We start from the raw sequence: 17158 nt of genomic DNA, 5'->3' as shown, positions 1-17158 counted from the left end.
GCTTTTTCTGGGGCGTGTCAAGCAGCTGTAAAACCACCCGCCGACCGCACAACCCATGAAGCCCAAAACCCGCTGCCAGGCCCGACATTGAACCACTTGCGCGATCCAGCGTCAAACATGACCCACTGTGCATCACCTTTGCAACCCGCCGCACCAGAACCCGGGCCGTGTCCGACACCGCCCAAAGCCCGTTGCACCAAGGGTTAACCCTTGTGACGTGCTGCAAAGAAACGAGAATATAGCACGACAGAATGACGGCTGCAAACACGAGCCCTCGGGGCAGTCACGCTACCCTGCGCCTGCGGTATCATGCCCTCGAAACACACAACCTGGCGCTTGCCCCTTGGCCGTCCCGTGGCTTCAGGCGCCTGGGCCAACCTGCTTCGGAGCTGTCGATGAAGTCCGCTCACAACGTGGCCGTATTGATGTACCACCACGTCACCGAACAGCCCGGTTCACTGGCCGTTACCGCGCGCCAGTTCGAGAATCAGATGCGTGGGCTGGTCGAGAATGGCTGGCGCACACTGAAGGCCGATGAGTTTTTTGCCTTCATGGCGGGTGAACCTGTAGCGCCCAGGTCGCTGTTGCTGACCTTTGATGACGGCTATCTGGACAATTGGGTTCACGCGCATCCGGTACTCGAACGGTACGGCCTGAATGCGGTGCTGTTTGCGGTGACCGGGCTTGTGGGAGAAGGCCCCATACGCCCGCATGCCGGGCAGCATCATGTCGTATTGCCCGCCTGCCCATCGCATCACCAGGCCAAGGTGCTCATGTTCAGCCCCGAGCGGGATCAAGTCATGCTGCGCTGGGATGAACTCCAGGCCATGCAGGCCGCCGGGACTTTCGAAATCCACAGTCACACCCACACGCATACGCGCTGGGACCAGATCAGCGCATCACCAAGTGAAAAAGTGGCCAGCCTGCGTACCGACCTGCTCGCTTCCCGTGCCATGCTCACGCAGCGACTGGGTGCAGCGTCACGCCATCTGTGCTGGCCGCAGGGTTATTTCGACGCCGACTACCTGGCGGTCGCGCAGGACAGCGGCTTCGACTGCCTCTACACCACCGATGCAAGAGGCCAGAATCAGCCAGGCGGCAATCCGGGATACGTTTTCAGGTTTGCCGTGCGCAATCGCGCCTGGGGCTGGCTCAGGCAACGCCTCTGGCTGGCGACGCACCCGGTCTGGGGCCCCGCATACAACAAATGGAAGGCGCGCAGCGACGCCCGGCACTGAGGTGCGCAGCGAACCGGCTCTTGCTGCCGACCGCACCGACTGCCGTTTGCTGCGAACCGACCGTAGCAGTGGATTGCGATTTGGCCCTCCCGGCGCGACGCCGCGGGCCGCACATCGGGTCACCCCTTGGGCGCACGCAGCGCCAGCGCCTCATCCAGCAAAGCCAGGGTCTTGAGGCGAAACTCGCGTGCCTTCCAGACCGCCTTCAGCCAGAATCGTCGGTGAAACCAGTACCGCGCACTGAACTTCCGCGCCCCGAGGCCGTCCACAAAAACCAGAAAACGACGCCCGTCTGGCCGCGTCTGGATCAGCAGGTTGTCGATGCCGAAATCGACCAGAAGAACCCGCTGGTCGATCAGCCACCCGAACGCCTCGTCGATCAGCTCACGGGCTTCAGCCGGTGTCACCCGCCCGCCCAGCACGGCGTCCAGCAAGGCAGGCGACGGCGAGCCATCGGGCTCCTGTACCAGGTCGAAGGCCAGACCCGGGCCATGATCGGTCTGCACCCAATCATGCACGCGAGGCATATGGGGCCCGCGCACATTGCGGCGGGCCAGGTGACGCGCATAATGCGCATCGATCTCGTTCTGCGGCCGCTCCTGGGTGGCTTTGGGCACCTTGACGCACCACGCCGGGTTTTCCGGGTGGCGCCAGCACATGCGATCATTGCCGGTGCCAATCAGTTCGCGCAGTTTCAGCACGCCCGACCCCGACGGAGACGGGCTGGGTGGCCGACGCAAGCCCCTTCGAAACACGTTCACGTACACTCCCTGGACGCAGACGGAACATTCCGGTCCGGTTCGTGGTGGATAATAGCAAACGCCGCTGCAAGCCTCTGCGCGAGCCCTATGAAACCAACCTTCAGGCACACCCCATGCCCGCACAAGAAGACATTCTCATCAATGTGACTCCGTTCGAAACGCGGGTTGCCCTGACCAGCCAGGGCATCGTCCAGGAACTGCACATCGAACGCAGCATGCAGCGCGGCCAGGTCGGCAATCTCTACCTTGGGCGCGTGGCCCGGGTCTTGCCGGGGATGCAGAGCGCCTTCATCGATATCGGGCAGGATCGTGCGGCGTTCATCCATGTGTCCGACTTGCGCCAGAATCGTCACACCCGCAGTCAGGGCGATCCGGTCACCACCATCCCGATGGAAAAACTGCTGTTCGAAGGCCAGACCCTGCTCGTGCAGGTCATCAAGGACCCCATGGGCACAAAAGGGGCGCGGCTGACCACACACATCAGCCTGGCAGGCCGCATGCTGGTCTACCTGCCGCACGAACCCCATATCGGCATTTCCCAGAAAATCGAAGGTGAAGACGAACGCACCACGCTGCGCAACCGGATTCAGGCACTGGCCGGGCCGGATGAAAACGGCGGCTTCATCGTCCGCACGCAGGCCGAGGCTGCGGCAGATGCCGAGTTGCTTGCGGATCTGGATTATCTGCGCGCCCTGTGGGCAAATATCCAGACGCGCATCAAGCAGCAACCCGTGCCATCGGCCATCTATGTAGAACCGACCCTGGCGCAGCGCGTATTGCGCGACATGGTCACCCCGGACACCCGATCGATCACCGTCGATTCGCGCACGGTGACGCAAGAACTGCTCGACTGGGCCGAACGCTACACCCCATCCGTGCGGGATCGCATCCACCATTATCGCGGCAACCGCCCCCTGTTCGATACGGCCAGTGTCGACGAAGAGATCGACGGCGCACTCGCCAGACGGGTCGAACTGAAGTCGGGCGGCTACCTGATCATCGATCAGACCGAGGCGCTTACCACGGTGGACGTGAACACGGGCAGTTTCGTAGGTGGGCGCAACTTCAATGACACCATCTTCAAGACCAACCTGGAGGCCGCCGTCGCCATTGCACGCCAGTTGCGGCTGCGCAATCTCGGCGGGATCATCGTGCTGGACTTCATCGACATGGATGACCCAGAGCATCAGGCCGCCGTTCTTGCAGAACTGGCCAAGGCGCTGGCCAAAGACCGCACACGCACGACCATCAGCGGCTTCAGCCAGTTGGGCCTGGTCGAAATGACCCGCAAGCGCACGCGCGAATCACTGGCCCACCAGTTGTGCGAAACCTGCCCGACCTGCCAGTCTCGCGGTTCGGTGCGCACTGCGCGCACGCTGTGCTACGAAATCCTGCGTGAAATCCTGCGCGAAGCCCGCCAGTTCGACCCCAAAGAGTTTCGTATCGTTGCCGCGCAGGCGGTCATCGACCTGTTCCTGGAAGAAGAAAGCCAGCACCTGGCCATGCTGGGCGATTTCGTGGGCAAGCCGATATCCCTGGCGGTGGAAAGCGGCTACAGTCAAGAGCAATATGACATCGTGCTGCTCTGACCCCATACCGCGCTGACTCCACCCTGCCCTGGCCTCATACTGCTCAGACCCCACACTGCCCTGGCCCTGCCCGGACCTCGCCCGCCCCGATCCCGCGCAACAAGCCGCTTCGCTCGGGGCCTGGAGGATGCGGGCTGGCCTTGCCCCCGGCATCGCCCTGCCCCGGCAGGGGTCAGTCATCCAGCGTGTTTTCCCAACTGCGGTCGGCCTGGCAGGATTCAGGCTTCATGAAGGCCGTGATCATTTCGAGCGCCCGTTCACCCTGCCCCGGATAGTAGCTGTAGGCATAGACGTTGATGGTGGTGTTGTGCAGGCGCACCAATGACAGCACTACTGCGTCTTCCCAGCCCGAATCCGCTTCGGGCCGATACACCACGCGGGCAAAGGCCGATTCATTGGGCAGCATCTCGAAGATGTAGCGCACGCCGCACACGCGCTCGTGCTTGAAGAGATTCTTCTGCACTTCGGGGAAATCGATCGGCAGGCGTCGACGCTCGGTGATCAGATAGCGTTCTGTCTCCAGTTGATCCACCTGCAACCCAGGGGGGGTCGCTGTACAGGCCGGCAACAACAACGCCAGGGCAACGATAGACCAGGTCTTCATGGCACACTCCAGAAGGTCAGGGTTCCGGGGAAAAGGGGCGTGAATCCTCGAACTGCAGATGATACAGCCTGGCGTACAGGCCATCGCGAGCCAGCAGATCATCGTGCGTGCCGTCTTCCACGATACGCCCGTGATCGAGGACGAGAATGCGGTCTGCCTTCTGCACGGTGCTCAGGCGATGGGCGATGACCAGGGTGGTGCGCCCGACCATCAAGCGTTCAAGCGATTGCTGTACCTGGCGCTCGGATTCATTGTCCAGCGCCGAAGTGGCCTCGTCGAGGATCAGGATGGGGGCATCCTTGATGAGCGCCCTGGCAATCGCCAGGCGCTGGCGCTGGCCGCCAGACAGGAAACTTGCATTGGCGCCGACCTGTGTGTGCACGCCCTGCGGCAGGGTCTCGACGAAATCCAGCAGGCTGGCGGCATCGAGCGCGTCGCGGATGCGCTGCCCGGACACCTCTTCGGACACCCCATAGGCGACGTTCTCCGCAATGGTGCCCTCGAACAGGACGACATCCTGGCTGACCAGGGAAAGCTGCGAACGCAGCGCCCTGAGCCTGAATTCACGAATATCGATCCCATCCAGCAGGATGTTCCCGGCTGTCGGCTCGACGAATCTGGGCAGCATGTTGACCAGAGTCGTCTTGCCACTGCCCGAGCGGCCCACCAGCGCCACGGTCTGGCCAGCCCTGACCGTCAGATCGATGTCTGCCAGAGTATGTTGCCGTGCATCGGCAAACCGGTGCTGAATATCCCGAAAGACAATATGCCCGCGCAGGCGCTTCGTGATCTCGCGCTGGCCCGTGTCCTGCTCGACAGGCTCACGGATCAGATCGAATACGCTTTCAGCCGACACCAGCATGCGCTGCGTGGCACCCGCGATGTTGGTCAAACGCTTGAGGGGATCGAAAATCTGCCCCAGAGCGGCCATGAACGCGGCAAAGCTGCCCACCGTGAGGCCGTCATGGTTGGCCTGGTACAAGGCCACGGACACCACGGCTGCCACCGACAGCGCCACGAAGAACTGCGAGATGGGTGACAGGGCCGAATCCGCCGACGCCGCCCGCATGGCAAAGCGCCGCAGGCGGGCATTCACATAGGCAAACCGGTCGCGCTCTTTTGCACTGCCGTCAAAGAGCTTGATCACGCGCTGCCCGGCGATGCCTTCGGACACGACCCGGGTCAGTTCGGCATTCATGTTGATGGTGTCGCGATTGATGCGCCGCAGGCGCCGGATGAAATAACGCGCGGTGAGCACAGACAGGGGCAGCATGACCAGCACGATCAGGGTCAATTGCCACGACATGTACAGCAGTACGGCGAGCAAGGCCACCACGGTGAGTGTTTCGCGCACCACCGTCTGCAGCACATCGGCTGCAGAATAGCTGACCCGACCCGCATCGACGGTAAAGCGGTTCAACAGGCGACCATGCTCTGCCTCGCGAAACTGCGCATCGGACATCCCCAGAAGACGCTCGAACATGTCACGGCGCAAGCCCAGGAGCATGTTGTTGGCCACCCACGACATCAGGTATGAGCCAAAGAACGAACACACGCTGCGCACCAGCATGATGCCGACCACCGCCAGCGGAATCGACCAGATGTACGACGGTTTGTCTCCGGTGAAGCCTTCATCGAGCAGGGGCTTCATGATGATCGCCAGCAGGGGCTGCGTAGCCGACGTGACGGCCAGCATGCCCATGGCCAGCAAGGCGGCCTTCCAGTCCTTGCCCAGCCGCGTGTAGATGTACAGCCAGAGCTCACGACGGACAGGGCGGGCATGGGACGGCTTGTCGCGTATGGTCTTCACCCGGCACAACCTCTTATATACTTGGAAATCACGCATTTTAGCCCGCCCCCACGGTTCGCCCTGGCGACGGGCCGGGAGTTGCAGCATTGTCACCCGCCAACCCACCCATCCTGTACGTGCGCCTGCCCAATTGGGTGGGTGATGTCTGCATGAGCCTGCCGAGTCTGGAGGCCCTGCTGGCCGCCGATCTGCCGCTGGTGGTATGTGCCCGGCCGTGGGCCCGTGACTTTCTCGGCGCATACCCGCTGGCCGGATTCGTCGCCATGGACGCCTCCTGGCGCCGCAACCGCAAGGCCCTGCTCGGCTCGCGAGCCGAATATCCAGGCCAGCGGCCCCTGGGCCTGCTGTTGCCCGATTCACTGTCCAGCGCGCTGAGCTTCCGTCTGGCGGGCATCCCGAGTGCCGGTTACCGCGATGACGGCCGCAGCCTGCTGCTGCGCTGGCCGATTCGCAAACCGACCCAGGCACTGCATGCCGTTCAGTCCTGGTACCACCTCACCCGTCAGGCCATGGCGCACTGGAAGCTGTCCGTCCCCGCGGCCGAACCGGCCGCCGAATTGCACTGGCGTGCGGCCGAATCACACGGCACTGCGACCACGCTCGCCATGGCCCAGGCCGGCTTGACGCCGGGGCATTTCGTACTGATTGCGCCCACCGCCACAGGGCTGCACAAAGGGCGGGTCAAGGTGTGGGCACATTTCGATGCCCTGACACGCGCCTTGCAGGCTCAGGGTCATACCGTGGTGATGGCCCCCCCCGCCGCAGAGCAGGCTGCAGCCCGCCGCGCAGCACCCAGCGCCACCCTGATGCCTGCGCTCGGGCTTGGCGCCTTTGCCGTCCTGACCCACAGGGCCGCATTGGTCATCTGCAACGATTCCGGGGTGTCGCATCTCGCTGCCGCCGCTGGCGCGCGGCAAATCACGCTGTTTGGCGTCACCCGGCCAGCACGCACCGGCCCGTGGTCAAGCAGGGCGCTGCGCCTGGGGCAGTGGCAGAACTGGCCCGCCCTCGATGAAGTCGTCTCTGTCGCCCAGACGCAGTTGGCCGAAACCCTGCACGCCCGGGTCTTTGCAGGGCCACAACAGTCGGGTTGAGCATGTCTTTTTCTGCCCTGATGGCCCAGTTGATCCTGCCCTGGAACCTCGCTGCAGCCGTGCTGCTGCTCGCGCTGCTGGCCGGGCTTCTGCGCAGGCGCACATGGGCCTTGTGGATGGCCGGCGGCGCAGCCGCCTGGATCCTGCTCTGGTCCCTGCCCATCACATCACTCTGGGCGGGTGCGTGGCTGGAACAGCAATACCCCTGGATACACCCTGCCGACACCCCCCCGAGGCAGGCTATCGTGGTCCTGGGGGGACACACGGCCAACAGCCGCAGCAACTGGTTCGAGCCCATCGATGCGCATAAGGTCCATACGCGTACGGACACCGCCGCCGAACTGTATCTGGCCGGCAAGGCGCCCATCATCATTGCGTCTGGTGCGGCCCTCGACGGCGGGATCAGCGAAGCGCAGATGATGGCATCCGCGCTCGAACAGCGCAGCATTCCGGTCCAGGCCCTGATTCTCGAAAACCACAGCCTGACGACCCGGCAGAATGCCCTGTATTCCGCCGAATTGCTGCGTCAGTCGGGCATCGATTCATTCTTCCTGGTGACGTCGGCCCTGCATATGCCACGCGCCATCGCCAGTTTCCGAAAGCTCGGGCTGGATCCGACAGCAGCACCCTCCCCGCCGCAGATCACCGTTCCCGGCGAACGCAGCTTTCACCCCTGGCTGCCCGACTGGCGCAGTCTGCAGGCCAGCCGATCGATCATCAAGGAATACCTCGGCCTGCTGGTGTACTGGCTGCGTGGCTGGGCCTGAGATCCGGCCTGCTGGTGCACGGGCTGCGCGGCTGGGCCCGAGATCCGGCCCGCTGGTGCACGGGCTGCGCCTGGCGCGGGCTTCGGCCTCCGCGGGTACACGGGCTACGCGGGCCATGCGGCTGGGCCCGTACCTCGTTCGTGCAGCACCTGAGCGTAGAGATCGAGATACTGGCGCGCCACTTCCGGCCAGGCATGGCGTGCCAGCACACGCTGCGCGCCGGCATGCAGACGCCGCACCAGCTGCGGATCGGACTGCAGCTGCAGGACCAGATCGGCCAATGCCTGCGGCTGTTCCGGATGGGGCAGAATGAGCGCATCCTGGCCATGCTCGAGGTATTGGGCAAAGCCGCACCAGGGTGCCGGGCTCAGGATGACCGGCAGGCCGAATGCCATGGCTTCGAGCGGGGCCATGCCAAAGCTGTCATTCAGGGTCGGATGCACGTAGATGTCGGCCGCCCGATAATACGGCGCCACCCGGGAGGTCTGGGCCACCAGATGCACCCGTGCGCGCACGCCCTCTGGCGCGCGCGCCACGCAGTCACGCGCCGCTGCATTGGCACCAACCACGATCAGGCCGATGTGGTCGGGCAGGCGTTCCATGGCCTGCAACACGGTAGGCAGGCCCTTGCGCATGGGATTGCGGGCCACCAGCAGGCACAGGGTCTGCTCGGCCGGCAGGCCCAGCTCTGCGCGCACGGCCTTGCGCTCGAGCGTGCGGGTCGCCCCGACCACGCCCACCCCGGGCGGGATCACGGGCACGCCTTGCAGACCATACGCGCGCTCGATCTGGCTGGCGATCAAGCGCGAAACCGCCACCACACGGTGCCCGGGCCGCTGCTGCATGCGTCGCGTCTCGAGGCGCAGATACGTGCGCACCCGAGGGCTGATGTGGGCCTGCCAGCGCTTGTGGCGGGCCATGTCCCTGTCGAACCAGCGGCTGCGCACGGGGGTGACGTGGACCACCTCGACATCGCCGCACCAGCCATTCATGTGCGAATGCACGATGTCGTGGCGCCCGCGCACCAGGCGTGCAGCCCGCCGGGCGAACAGCCAGACACGGATCCAGCTGGGCCAGTGGCGCGCGATCCGGATCGGCACGAAAGGCAGCCCCAGGCCACAGGCCGGGTCGTACTCACGGGCATAGACCGTGATCCGGTGGCCTTGCGCATGCAGTTCACGCATCAGTTCGACCCCATAGGCTTCCGCGCCGCCGTAGCGCGCGCCAAAGCGATCGACGACAAACCCGATTGACAGGCCGGCTGGATCAGCCACGTTTGCCATCCTCCAGTCGGGTCAGGCATTTCTGCAGGAAACGCAGCACATGCGTGGAGCGCATCACCGCGACCCGCGGCAAGGTGAACGGGTCGTCGGTGGGCCGCACCAGGCCACGCTGCGTCGTGGTGGCGTTGTCATAACCGGCGGCCCGCACGAGGTCCACGAGATCGGTCGACAGCTTGCCATAGGGGTAGCAGAATGCCCCGACCCGCTCTCCGGTCAATTGTTCGAGTCGGTCGCGGGAATCACGGATTTCGAGACCCGCCTGTTCCGGCGGCACACGGGTCAGAGCCGGGTGGCTGAGGGTATGCGAACCCGCCTCATGGCCCAGCGCCACCCACTCTCGCAGCCCGGCAACGTCCATGAGCGGCGCGGGTGGCACCCCTTCGTCCCGATCCCATTCATTGGTGCCACCCAGTTGCTGTACGACAAAATAGTTGGTGGCCTGGAATCCGCACGCATCCAGTATGGGTGCAGCGTGCCGCAAGACGTTCTCATAGCCGTCATCAAAGGTGATCCCGAACACCCGGCCCTTTCTGCGACCATCCAGATAGGGCATGAGCTGGCGCATCGACAGGCCTTGATAGCCCAGGCGCCGCATCCAGTGCATCTGGCGCCGGAAACTGCGCGGATGCACCGTCAGCCCGCGGTAAGGTGTTCCACGCACTGGTGGTTCATCGATCTGGTGGTACATGAGAATCGGAATCATGACGCAGCTCGCCTGGCCACCTGCACGCCTGGCGCCAGCCTGTGATAGAAACCGAGCGTATTGCGGGCGAACACGGGCATGGAAAAACTGTCCAGCGCCCGGGCCCTCGCGGCCAGGCCCATGGATTCCGGCAGGGGTGCATGCAGGCGCTGCAAGAGCCATGCCTTCAACGCCGCCACATCGCCGGTGGGAACCACCCAGCCGTCGGCGCCGTCACGCACCACCTCGGGCAGACCGCCGGCTGCGGACACCAGCGTGGGCAAACCAGTCGCCAGGGATTCACAGGCGGCAAATGAACACGCCTCATGATCGGACAGCACAAAGCCCGCATCGGCCAGTGCCAGAATGCGCTCGGGGTCACTGACCAGGCCCGGAAACAGCACGCAGTGCGCAAGACCCAGCGCCTGGAAATCTTCAAGAAGACGCCCGCGCAAGGGGTCACCGGCCACGAGCACCCGAAAGCGCGCCTGCTCTTCAGGCGCGAGCGCAGCCAGGGCACGGGCCAGGTACAGCCAGCCCTTGTCACGGTCTGTGCCGCCTACGCTGGCCAGCACCAGCACCCCCGGCGGCAGATCGCCCAGCAGTGCATGACGCTGGGCACGAACCCAGGCGGCATCCCGCGGGCGGAAGCGATCGGTATCCACCCCGTGCCGGATGGTCTGTATGGGTACGCACGCGTAGGGGGACTGCCGCAACAGGCGGCTGACGAAGTCACTCACGCCGATGGCACCGTCGGTCCCCAGACGGGCACGCAAGCGGTTGCCCAGGCTGTTCAGTGGCATTGTATTGTGCTTGGTGAAGACAATTCGTGGCCTGCGCACCAGGCCCAGGCAGGCCAGCATGACCTGCCGGTGATCCGCCGACCCGTTCACATGCACGACATCGAATGCCTCGAGGCGCAGCAGGCTGCGCAAGCGTGCGACTTCGACCAGCATGGGTGCGGGCCGTGTGCTGAAGGCGGCCGAAATGGCCCGCACCCCGGCGATCTGCGACACCTGGGCGTACAGGCGGCTGCTGGCCGGGGTGGCCACCACGATCTCATGCTCACCCTGCAGGCAGCCGGCAAGATTGGCCACGTATGTGGCATGCCCGCCGCCATTGCGCGGATGAAAATTGGTGTAGAGAATCTTCATGCCATCGCCCTCAACGCCCTGCCTGACGATTCAGCCAATACAGTTTTGCATAGCGGAAAAAACTGCCGGCCCCGGCCATGCCGGCCAGCACCAGACCCTGCCAACCATCCAGAAAGCCACGGCGCAGGATGTAGATCCTGAAAACAGTCCACAAGGCGTGCCCGGGCGGGCCCAGTACGCTGGTGCGCCGCCCGCGTTCGTGGGCGATCAGCGCAGCCTCGCTGGAGTAATGATTGAGCTTGTCTATGAGTTCTTCAAGCCCGTCGTATGGATCATGCAGAAAGTGTCCACCCTGGAGGGTGGCAACGCCCCCATCGACATCCACCTTTTCGTGCACGGCCACGTCGGTGAAACGGCCGGCGTCGCGGCGAAACAGACGCACCACGTAATCCGGCCACCAGCCGCTGTGCCGGATCCAGCGACCGCAAAAGCGTGACAGGCGGGCAATGCGGTAGGCAGGCGCCTGGGGGGCCTGCAGCACCTTCAATATGGCCATCTGCAACTCGGGGGTCACGCGCTCATCTGCGTCGATGGACAGCACCCAGTCGCCTGTGGCCAGTGCCAGGGCCCGATTCTTCTGCCGGCCGAAGCCTGGCCAGTCGGCTGACACCTCGACGCGCGCCCCGCGGGCCCGGGCAATGGCGCAGGTCGCATCGGTGCTGCCCGAATCGAGCACGATGCGCTCGTCGGCAAACGCCACCGAGTCGAGGCAGGCGCCAATGTGGGCTGCCTCGTTCTTGGTGATGATGATGACGGAGAGTTTCATCCTGGATAGCGATGACCGCGCTTGAATCGCTTCCAGGCATTGAAGACCGGTGCCATCCACGGGCTGGCTGCCACCTGGATGCGCCGGCCGACGGAGGCGCCCGTGGTATTGCGCACGGCAAAGCGGAAGATCATGGCGGGGTCCGACCCCGGACGATTGCGCCCGAACGCCCGGGTCGTGTAGAGATGGCGAAAGCCCGCCTCGTGGGCGATGCGCACGTAATCGGCATCGAAGTACCCCTGGGGCCAGCACAGATGGTCCGAGACCTCGCCCAGCCGCGCCTGCAGGGTCGCCCTCGATCGAGCCAGCTCTTCGCGCATGTGGGCGTTTTTATCGCCTTCGAGCAGGTCCCAGCGCGTATGGGTGTGCGTGTGGCTGTGGAACTCGCAGATCCCATCGGCGCGCATGCGTTCGATCTCGGACCAGCGCAACGCAAAGCAGTCGGTGTCGCCCTGTTCGCTGAGCATCTTGAATTCGGCATGGCTGGGCGTGCGGGGCAGCGCATCGCGGCTGCCGGCATGCGCGCGCGGCGTGCCGTCGCCCACCCAGGACGTGACCAGGAAGATCACCGCATGAAAACCGAAGGCCTTCAGCAACGGCCAGGCATGCACGTAGTTGTCGAGATAGCCGTCATCGAAGGTAATGAGCACCGAGCGCTCGGGCGCGGTCTTGCGCCCGGCCAGATGATCGGCAAACTGGGCGCAGGTGAGGCTTTGGTAGCCATGGGCCCTGAGCCACTGCAACTGATCACGGAAATGCTCAGGGGTGACGTTGATGTCACCCCCGGCCGGGGTCACATGGTGGTACATCAGGACCGGCACGATCGGTTTTCGGGTCATGCGTTCAGTTCCTCGAGCCAGCGACCATAGCAGGCTTCGGTACGTTCCACCAGCGCCCGGGTGTCGAAACGACCGCTTTCGCGAATGAATTGCTGACCGGCCCGCCCCATGGCCTGGCGCAGCGCCGGGTCGTCGATGAGCCGCGTGAGGGCATGTTCAAGCGCCTGGACATCATGCGCCGGAACCAGCAAACCTGTTGTGCCATTTTGCAACATTTCCGGGACGCCGCCCACCAGGGTACCCACCACCGGCAACCCGGCCATCGCGGCCTCCACAAAGACCGTACCCGACGCTTCCTGCTCGGTGGCCAGGGCAAACACATCGAACCCCGCCAGGACGTTGGGGATGTCCTGGCGCCGGCCCGCAAAGACCACCCTGTTTTCCAGGCCCAGCGTGCGCACCCATGCCTGCAGGTCTTCATACAGGGGCGAACCATCGCCGACCAGGACCAGGTAGACGCCAGGCCGCTGCAGCAGCGCACGCATGGCGCTGATCAGAAGCCTGTGGCCTTTTTTTTCGCGCATCACCGCGACACAGCCGACCACCACGGCCTCGGCCGGCAGGCCAAGTTCGGCCCGCAACGTCGAATGCTGCAGCGCTTCGAATGACGGCACCGGCGAATAGATGGTGGCCAGTTTGCTGGCCGGCACGCCACGCCCGATCAGCAACTGCCCCACATGGTCGCTGACCGTGGTCACGCGATGCGGCACCCCCGTGTAGGACAACAGCGACCCGGGCGCAATGGCCAGATGGCGGGTGCGCACGATGAGCGGGGTACCCGCCAGGCGCGCAGCCACCCCCGCCAGCAGCGTATCACGCCGGCTGTGGGTATTGAGCACATCGAAGCCGCCGGCCTTCAGGTACCGGCGCAACTGCAGCACACCGCGCAGGTAATTGCGCGGCCCGTCCATGAGCAGGGTCTGGACGGCAAAACCCGCTGCCTGCAGCCGGTCGGCCAGGCGGGCATGGGGCTGGCAAATGGCTTCCATATGGTGCCCGCGGTCGCGCATGGCACACATTTCCTTGAAAATCCGGTTCTCCTGCCCCCCGAAACTGGTGGCCGCCTCGGAATGCACGATGCGCAGAGGCCTCATCCGTAATGCACCTCGACTGCATCGGCACCCAGCCATTGACGGGCAGCCGCCAGCAACTCATCATCCAGCCGCACGCGCCAGTCATCGGCCAGGCGCAGCAGACAGGCAAAACCCTGTACCTGCAGCCGCAATTCGACTGGCACGCCCGAACCCGAATGGCAGGCGGGCAACAACAGGGCGCGCAACTGCTGGACCTCGGTTTCGGCCGCAATCGACAGGCGCAGGCTGTGGGCCCTGGATTCGCGAATGTCCTGCAGCGTGCAGAGCGCATCGGCAGAGACGCGCAGGCCGCCCGAGTAGTCATCATGGGCGACACGACCCTGGATGACGAGTGGCCGGTCGACCTTCAGGTGCTGGCCATGTTCGGCCTGCAGGTCGTTGAAGACGGCCACTTCAACCTGGGCGCTGCCGTCATCGAGCAGCAGATGGACCGTCTTGCCGCGCTTGCCCATGCGGGTGCGCACCTCGACCAGCACCCCCGCCAGCCACTGGGCGTGACGCGCCGGGGCCAACCGATCCAGTGGTACCGGGGCCACGCGGCGGATTTCATCGCGCCAGGCATCGAACAGATGGCCACTGAAATAAAACCCCAGGGCCTGTTTTTCCTGCGTCAGGCGGGTTTCGAGATCCCAGGCCGGTACCGCTGCGATTTCCTGGGCCATCAACTGCGGCGTGTCGTCTTCAAACAGCGAGACCTGCTGGGCATCGCGTTCCTGCTGCTCGGCCGCTTCCATTGCCCTGGGCAGGGTGGCCAGCATCGCTGCGCGATTGCACTCCAGCGCATCGAACGCACCCGCCCGGATCAGGGCCTCGACCGTACGCCGATTGACCTCGTGCCGTGAGACCCGGGCGCAGAAATCAAAGAGCCCGGAAAAAGGCCCGCCCGTGCCGCGCGCTTCGAGAATGGCCTCTACTGCGGCCTGCCCCGCACCCTTGACCCCGCCCAGCCCGTAACGGATGGTGCGCGGCGGGCGGCCCTGGCGGGTATGTTCGTCGGCCACCGGCACGAAACGCCAGAGGGATGCATTGATGTCCGGCGGCAGAACGGTGACGTTGTTGTTGAGCGCATCGCGCCAGAAGACCTGCAGCTTGTCCGTATCATCCATATCGGACAGCATTGTGGCGGCCAGAAACTCTGCCGGATGATGACGCTTGAGCCAGGCGGTCTGGTAGGCAATCAGGGCATAGGCTGCGGAATGGCTCTTGTTGAAGCCATAGCCGGCAAACTTTTCCATCAGATCGAACAGGTGGGCCGCCAGATCGGGCGCATACCCCTTCCTGGCCGCCCCTTCGAGGAATATGGCGCGATGCCGGGCCATTTCCTCGGGCTTTTTCTTGCCCATCGCCCGTCTGAGCAGGTCCGCCCCGCCCAGGGAGTACCCGCCAACAATCTGGGAGATCTGCATCACCTGTTCCTGATACACGATCACGCCATACGTGCTGTCGAGCACGGGTTCGAGGTCCGGGTGAAAATAATCCACTTTGACCCGACCGTGCTTGCGCTGGACGAAATCGACCACCATGCCGGATTCGAGCGGGCCCGGGCGAAACAGCGCCAGCAGGGCAACCACGTCTTCGAAGGTGCTGGGCTGCAGGCTCTTGAGCAGTTCCTTCATGCCCCGTGATTCGAGCTGGAATACGGCCGTCGTATTGGCCGATGACAGCAGCTCGTAGGTCTGCCGGTCATCCAGCGGCAGGCTCATGAGGTCGAAATCGCCCATGCCCGCATTGAACTGACGCACGTAGCGCACCGCCCAGTCGAGGATCGTCAGGTTGCGCAACCCGAGAAAGTCGAACTTCACCAGACCGGCGGATTCGACATCGTCCTTGTCGAACTGGGAGACCACGCTGTTCTCGCTGCCCGGCTGACAATACAGCGGACAGAAATCCGTCAGCTGCCCAGGCGCAATCAGCACGCCGCCCGCATGCATGCCCACGTTGCGGGTCAGCCCTTCGAGCGGACGGGCCAGGTCGATCAGGGCGTGGATTTCTTCGTCGGAATCGTAGAGTTCCTTGAAGGCCGGCTCGTGTTCCAGCGTGCGTTCGAGCGACCAGGGGTCGGCCGGATTGAACGGAATCATCTTCGAGAGCCGGTCGCACAGGCTGTAGGGCAACTCGAGCACCCGGCCCACGTCACGCACCACCGCCTTGGCCCCCAGCGAGCCGAAGGTGGCGATCTGGCTGACGGCTTCCCGGCCATACTTCTGCTTGACGTATTCGATGACGCGTTCGCGGTTGTCCTGGCAGAAATCGATATCGAAGTCGGGCATCGACACCCGTTCGGGGTTCAGGAAGCGCTCGAACAGAAGATCGTAGCGCAAGGGATCCAGGTCGGTGATGCCCAGACTGTAGGCCACCAGCGAACCCGCCCCGGAGCCGCGTCCCGGCCCTACAGGCACCCCGTGGCTCTTGCCCCAGTTGATGAAATCCTGCACGATCAGGAAGTAGCCGGGAAACCCCATGTCGATGATGGTTGCGCATTCGAGATCGAGCCGCTCCTGGTACTGCGGCCGCTGCCGTTCGCGCTCGGCGGCATCCGGATACAGTTGCTCGAGGCGCCGCTGCAGCCCGCTGCGCGCCAGTTCGACCAGATGATCTTCCAGGGTCACCCCTTCGGGTGTTGGAAACGGCGGCAATTGTGGCTGGTCGAGAACCAGCTGCACGTTGCAGCCCCGGGCGATCTGCACCGCATTTTCGAGTGCGCTCGGGATGTCGGCAAAGCGCCGGGCCATTTCAGCGCTGTCGGGCATGTATTGCCGGGTGGTGAAACGGCGAACCCGGCGTGGGTTGCCCAGCAGTTCGCCATCGGCAATGCAGACACGGACCTCGTGCGCGCGGAAATCTTCGGCATCGAGAAACTGGATCGGGTGCGTGGCGACGACCGGCAAGGCGCAATCGGCTGCCAGGCGCACGGAAGACTGCACCAGCAGTTCTTCGCCGTCGAAGCCGGCGCGTTGCAATTCGATGAAATACCGCCCGGGAAAGTCGGCTGCCCATTGCCGCGCCAACTCGCGTGCATCGTCTTCACGGCCGGCCCCAAGCGCCTGCCCGACATCCCCATCGCGGGCCCCGGACAGCACGATGATGCCAGGCAATCGGGCCAGCCACTCGCGGCGCATCTCGGCGCGGCCCGACTGGCTGTTTTCGAGCCACGCCCGGGTGAGCAAGCGGCACAATGCCAGATAGCCTGCATGATCCGATGCCAGCAGGAGGATACGAAAGGGTTTGCGTACATCACCCGGGTTGTGCAGCCAGACATCGCTGCCCACAATGGGCTTGATGCCGGCTTTGCGGGCCGCCTTGTAGAATTTGATCCAGCCAAAGAGATTTGCGAGATCTGTCAGCGCCAGCGCCGGTTGGCCATACGCCCGAGCCCGGCTGATCAGGGCGGGAATACGGGCCGTACCGTCGACCACGGAAAATTCGCTGTGGCAGCGCAGGTGTACGAACAAGGTGGGATCGGATGGATGCGTCATG

14 protein-coding genes are annotated in these 17158 nt (G+C 64.3%); 4 read left to right on the top strand and 10 right to left on the bottom strand.

Going from position 1 to position 17158, the window contains the following annotated elements; translation table 11 throughout:
* The first annotated feature begins 395 nt into the window (after window positions 1-395).
* Window positions 396-1238 carry a polysaccharide deacetylase family protein gene (locus WCY17_RS06950; RefSeq protein ID WP_372701452.1) on the top strand — a complete coding sequence of 281 codons (843 nt, stop codon included), beginning with the start codon at window positions 396-398 and terminating at the stop codon, window positions 1236-1238.
* A gap of 119 nt (window positions 1239-1357) precedes the next feature.
* On the opposite strand, the gene WCY17_RS06945 is transcribed toward WCY17_RS06950, so the two are convergent.
* Window positions 1358-1939 (bottom strand): YrbL family protein, encoded by a 582-nt coding sequence (locus tag WCY17_RS06945; protein WP_372701451.1) that lies wholly within the window; start codon window positions 1937-1939, stop codon window positions 1358-1360.
* Window positions 1940-2112: 173 nt separating this feature from the next.
* Between WCY17_RS06945 and rng the strand changes: the two genes are divergently transcribed.
* On the top strand, window positions 2113-3588 hold the full coding sequence (rng, locus tag WCY17_RS06940) for a ribonuclease G (protein WP_372701450.1): 1476 nt from the start codon (window positions 2113-2115) through the stop codon (window positions 3586-3588).
* Between the two features lie 172 nt (window positions 3589-3760).
* On the opposite strand, the gene WCY17_RS06935 is transcribed toward rng, so the two are convergent.
* Both WCY17_RS06935 and msbA read right to left on the bottom strand, forming a co-directional pair.
* Window positions 3761-4192, bottom strand: a complete 432-nt coding sequence (locus tag WCY17_RS06935; protein WP_372701449.1) for a hypothetical protein — start codon at window positions 4190-4192, stop codon at window positions 3761-3763.
* A 16-nt stretch (window positions 4193-4208) separates the two neighbouring features.
* Window positions 4209-6002 carry a lipid A export permease/ATP-binding protein MsbA gene (gene msbA, locus WCY17_RS06930; protein ID WP_372701448.1) on the bottom strand — a complete coding sequence of 598 codons (1794 nt, stop codon included), beginning with the start codon at window positions 6000-6002 and terminating at the stop codon, window positions 4209-4211.
* A 149-nt stretch (window positions 6003-6151) separates the two neighbouring features.
* Between msbA and WCY17_RS06925 the strand changes: the two genes are divergently transcribed.
* Together WCY17_RS06925 and WCY17_RS06920 are read left to right on the top strand one after the other, a co-directional pair.
* Complete coding sequence (locus WCY17_RS06925; RefSeq protein WP_372701455.1) at window positions 6152-7096, top strand: glycosyltransferase family 9 protein; 945 nt, start codon at window positions 6152-6154, stop codon at window positions 7094-7096.
* 2 nt (window positions 7097-7098) lie between these two features.
* Window positions 7099-7863, top strand: a complete 765-nt coding sequence (locus WCY17_RS06920; RefSeq protein WP_372701447.1) for a YdcF family protein — start codon at window positions 7099-7101, stop codon at window positions 7861-7863.
* A 104-nt stretch (window positions 7864-7967) separates the two neighbouring features.
* Here the strand turns inward: WCY17_RS06920 and WCY17_RS06915 are convergent, their stop codons facing one another.
* The 7 genes from WCY17_RS06915 to dnaE are packed head-to-tail and all read right to left on the bottom strand — an operon-like array spanning window position 7968 to window position 17157.
* Window positions 7968-9146, bottom strand: a complete 1179-nt coding sequence (locus WCY17_RS06915) for a glycosyltransferase family 4 protein (RefSeq protein ID WP_372701446.1) — start codon at window positions 9144-9146, stop codon at window positions 7968-7970.
* Entirely contained in the window at window positions 9130-9849 is a 720-nt protein-coding gene (locus WCY17_RS06910; RefSeq protein ID WP_372701445.1) for a polysaccharide deacetylase family protein, read from the bottom strand. The genes WCY17_RS06915 and WCY17_RS06910 overlap by 17 nt, the downstream gene beginning before the upstream one ends.
* Complete coding sequence (locus WCY17_RS06905; protein WP_372701444.1) at window positions 9846-10982, bottom strand: glycosyltransferase; 1137 nt, start codon at window positions 10980-10982, stop codon at window positions 9846-9848. Before WCY17_RS06905 ends, WCY17_RS06910 begins: the two co-directional genes overlap by 4 nt.
* Before the next feature lie 10 nt (window positions 10983-10992).
* The gene (locus tag WCY17_RS06900) at window positions 10993-11748 is read right to left on the bottom strand and encodes a glycosyltransferase family 2 protein (RefSeq protein WP_372701443.1); all 756 of its coding nucleotides are present in this window, start codon (window positions 11746-11748) and stop codon (window positions 10993-10995) included.
* Window positions 11745-12587: a polysaccharide deacetylase family protein gene (locus WCY17_RS06895; RefSeq protein ID WP_372701442.1), complete on the bottom strand. Its 843-nt coding sequence runs from the start codon at window positions 12585-12587 to the stop codon at window positions 11745-11747. Before WCY17_RS06895 ends, WCY17_RS06900 begins: the two co-directional genes overlap by 4 nt.
* Entirely contained in the window at window positions 12584-13681 is a 1098-nt protein-coding gene (locus WCY17_RS06890; protein ID WP_372701441.1) for a glycosyltransferase family 4 protein, read from the bottom strand. Before WCY17_RS06890 ends, WCY17_RS06895 begins: the two co-directional genes overlap by 4 nt.
* On the bottom strand, window positions 13678-17157 hold the full coding sequence (gene dnaE, locus WCY17_RS06885; protein WP_372701440.1) for a DNA polymerase III subunit alpha: 3480 nt from the start codon (window positions 17155-17157) through the stop codon (window positions 13678-13680). Before dnaE ends, WCY17_RS06890 begins: the two co-directional genes overlap by 4 nt.
* Between the last annotated feature and the right edge of the window lies 1 nt (window position 17158).

The sequence above is a fragment of the Castellaniella sp. genome (assembly GCF_041677825.1).
GTDB lineage: Bacteria > Pseudomonadota > Gammaproteobacteria > Burkholderiales > Burkholderiaceae_B > Castellaniella.
This window is presented reverse-complemented; position numbering and strand designations above follow the sequence as displayed.

Excerpts from the sequence above, each read along its gene's own strand:
- WCY17_RS06950 (WP_372701452.1), top strand. The coding sequence starts at position 396 with ATGAAGTCCGCTCACAACGTGGCCGTATTGATGTACCACCACGTCACC.
- rng (WP_372701450.1), top strand. The coding sequence starts at position 2,113 with ATGCCCGCACAAGAAGACATTCTCATCAATGTGACTCCGTTCGAAACG.
- WCY17_RS06935 (WP_372701449.1), bottom strand. The coding sequence starts at position 4,192 with ATGAAGACCTGGTCTATCGTTGCCCTGGCGTTGTTGTTGCCGGCCTGT.
- WCY17_RS06925 (WP_372701455.1), top strand. The coding sequence starts at position 6,152 with ATGAGCCTGCCGAGTCTGGAGGCCCTGCTGGCCGCCGATCTGCCGCTG.
- WCY17_RS06920 (WP_372701447.1), top strand. The coding sequence starts at position 7,099 with ATGTCTTTTTCTGCCCTGATGGCCCAGTTGATCCTGCCCTGGAACCTC.
- WCY17_RS06915 (WP_372701446.1), bottom strand. The coding sequence starts at position 9,146 with ATGGCAAACGTGGCTGATCCAGCCGGCCTGTCAATCGGGTTTGTCGTC.
- WCY17_RS06910 (WP_372701445.1), bottom strand. The coding sequence starts at position 9,849 with ATGATTCCGATTCTCATGTACCACCAGATCGATGAACCACCAGTGCGT.
- WCY17_RS06905 (WP_372701444.1), bottom strand. The coding sequence starts at position 10,982 with ATGAAGATTCTCTACACCAATTTTCATCCGCGCAATGGCGGCGGGCAT.
- WCY17_RS06900 (WP_372701443.1), bottom strand. The coding sequence starts at position 11,748 with ATGAAACTCTCCGTCATCATCATCACCAAGAACGAGGCAGCCCACATT.
- WCY17_RS06895 (WP_372701442.1), bottom strand. The coding sequence starts at position 12,587 with ATGACCCGAAAACCGATCGTGCCGGTCCTGATGTACCACCATGTGACC.
- WCY17_RS06890 (WP_372701441.1), bottom strand. The coding sequence starts at position 13,681 with ATGAGGCCTCTGCGCATCGTGCATTCCGAGGCGGCCACCAGTTTCGGG.
- dnaE (WP_372701440.1), bottom strand. The coding sequence starts at position 17,157 with ATGACGCATCCATCCGATCCCACCTTGTTCGTACACCTGCGCTGCCAC.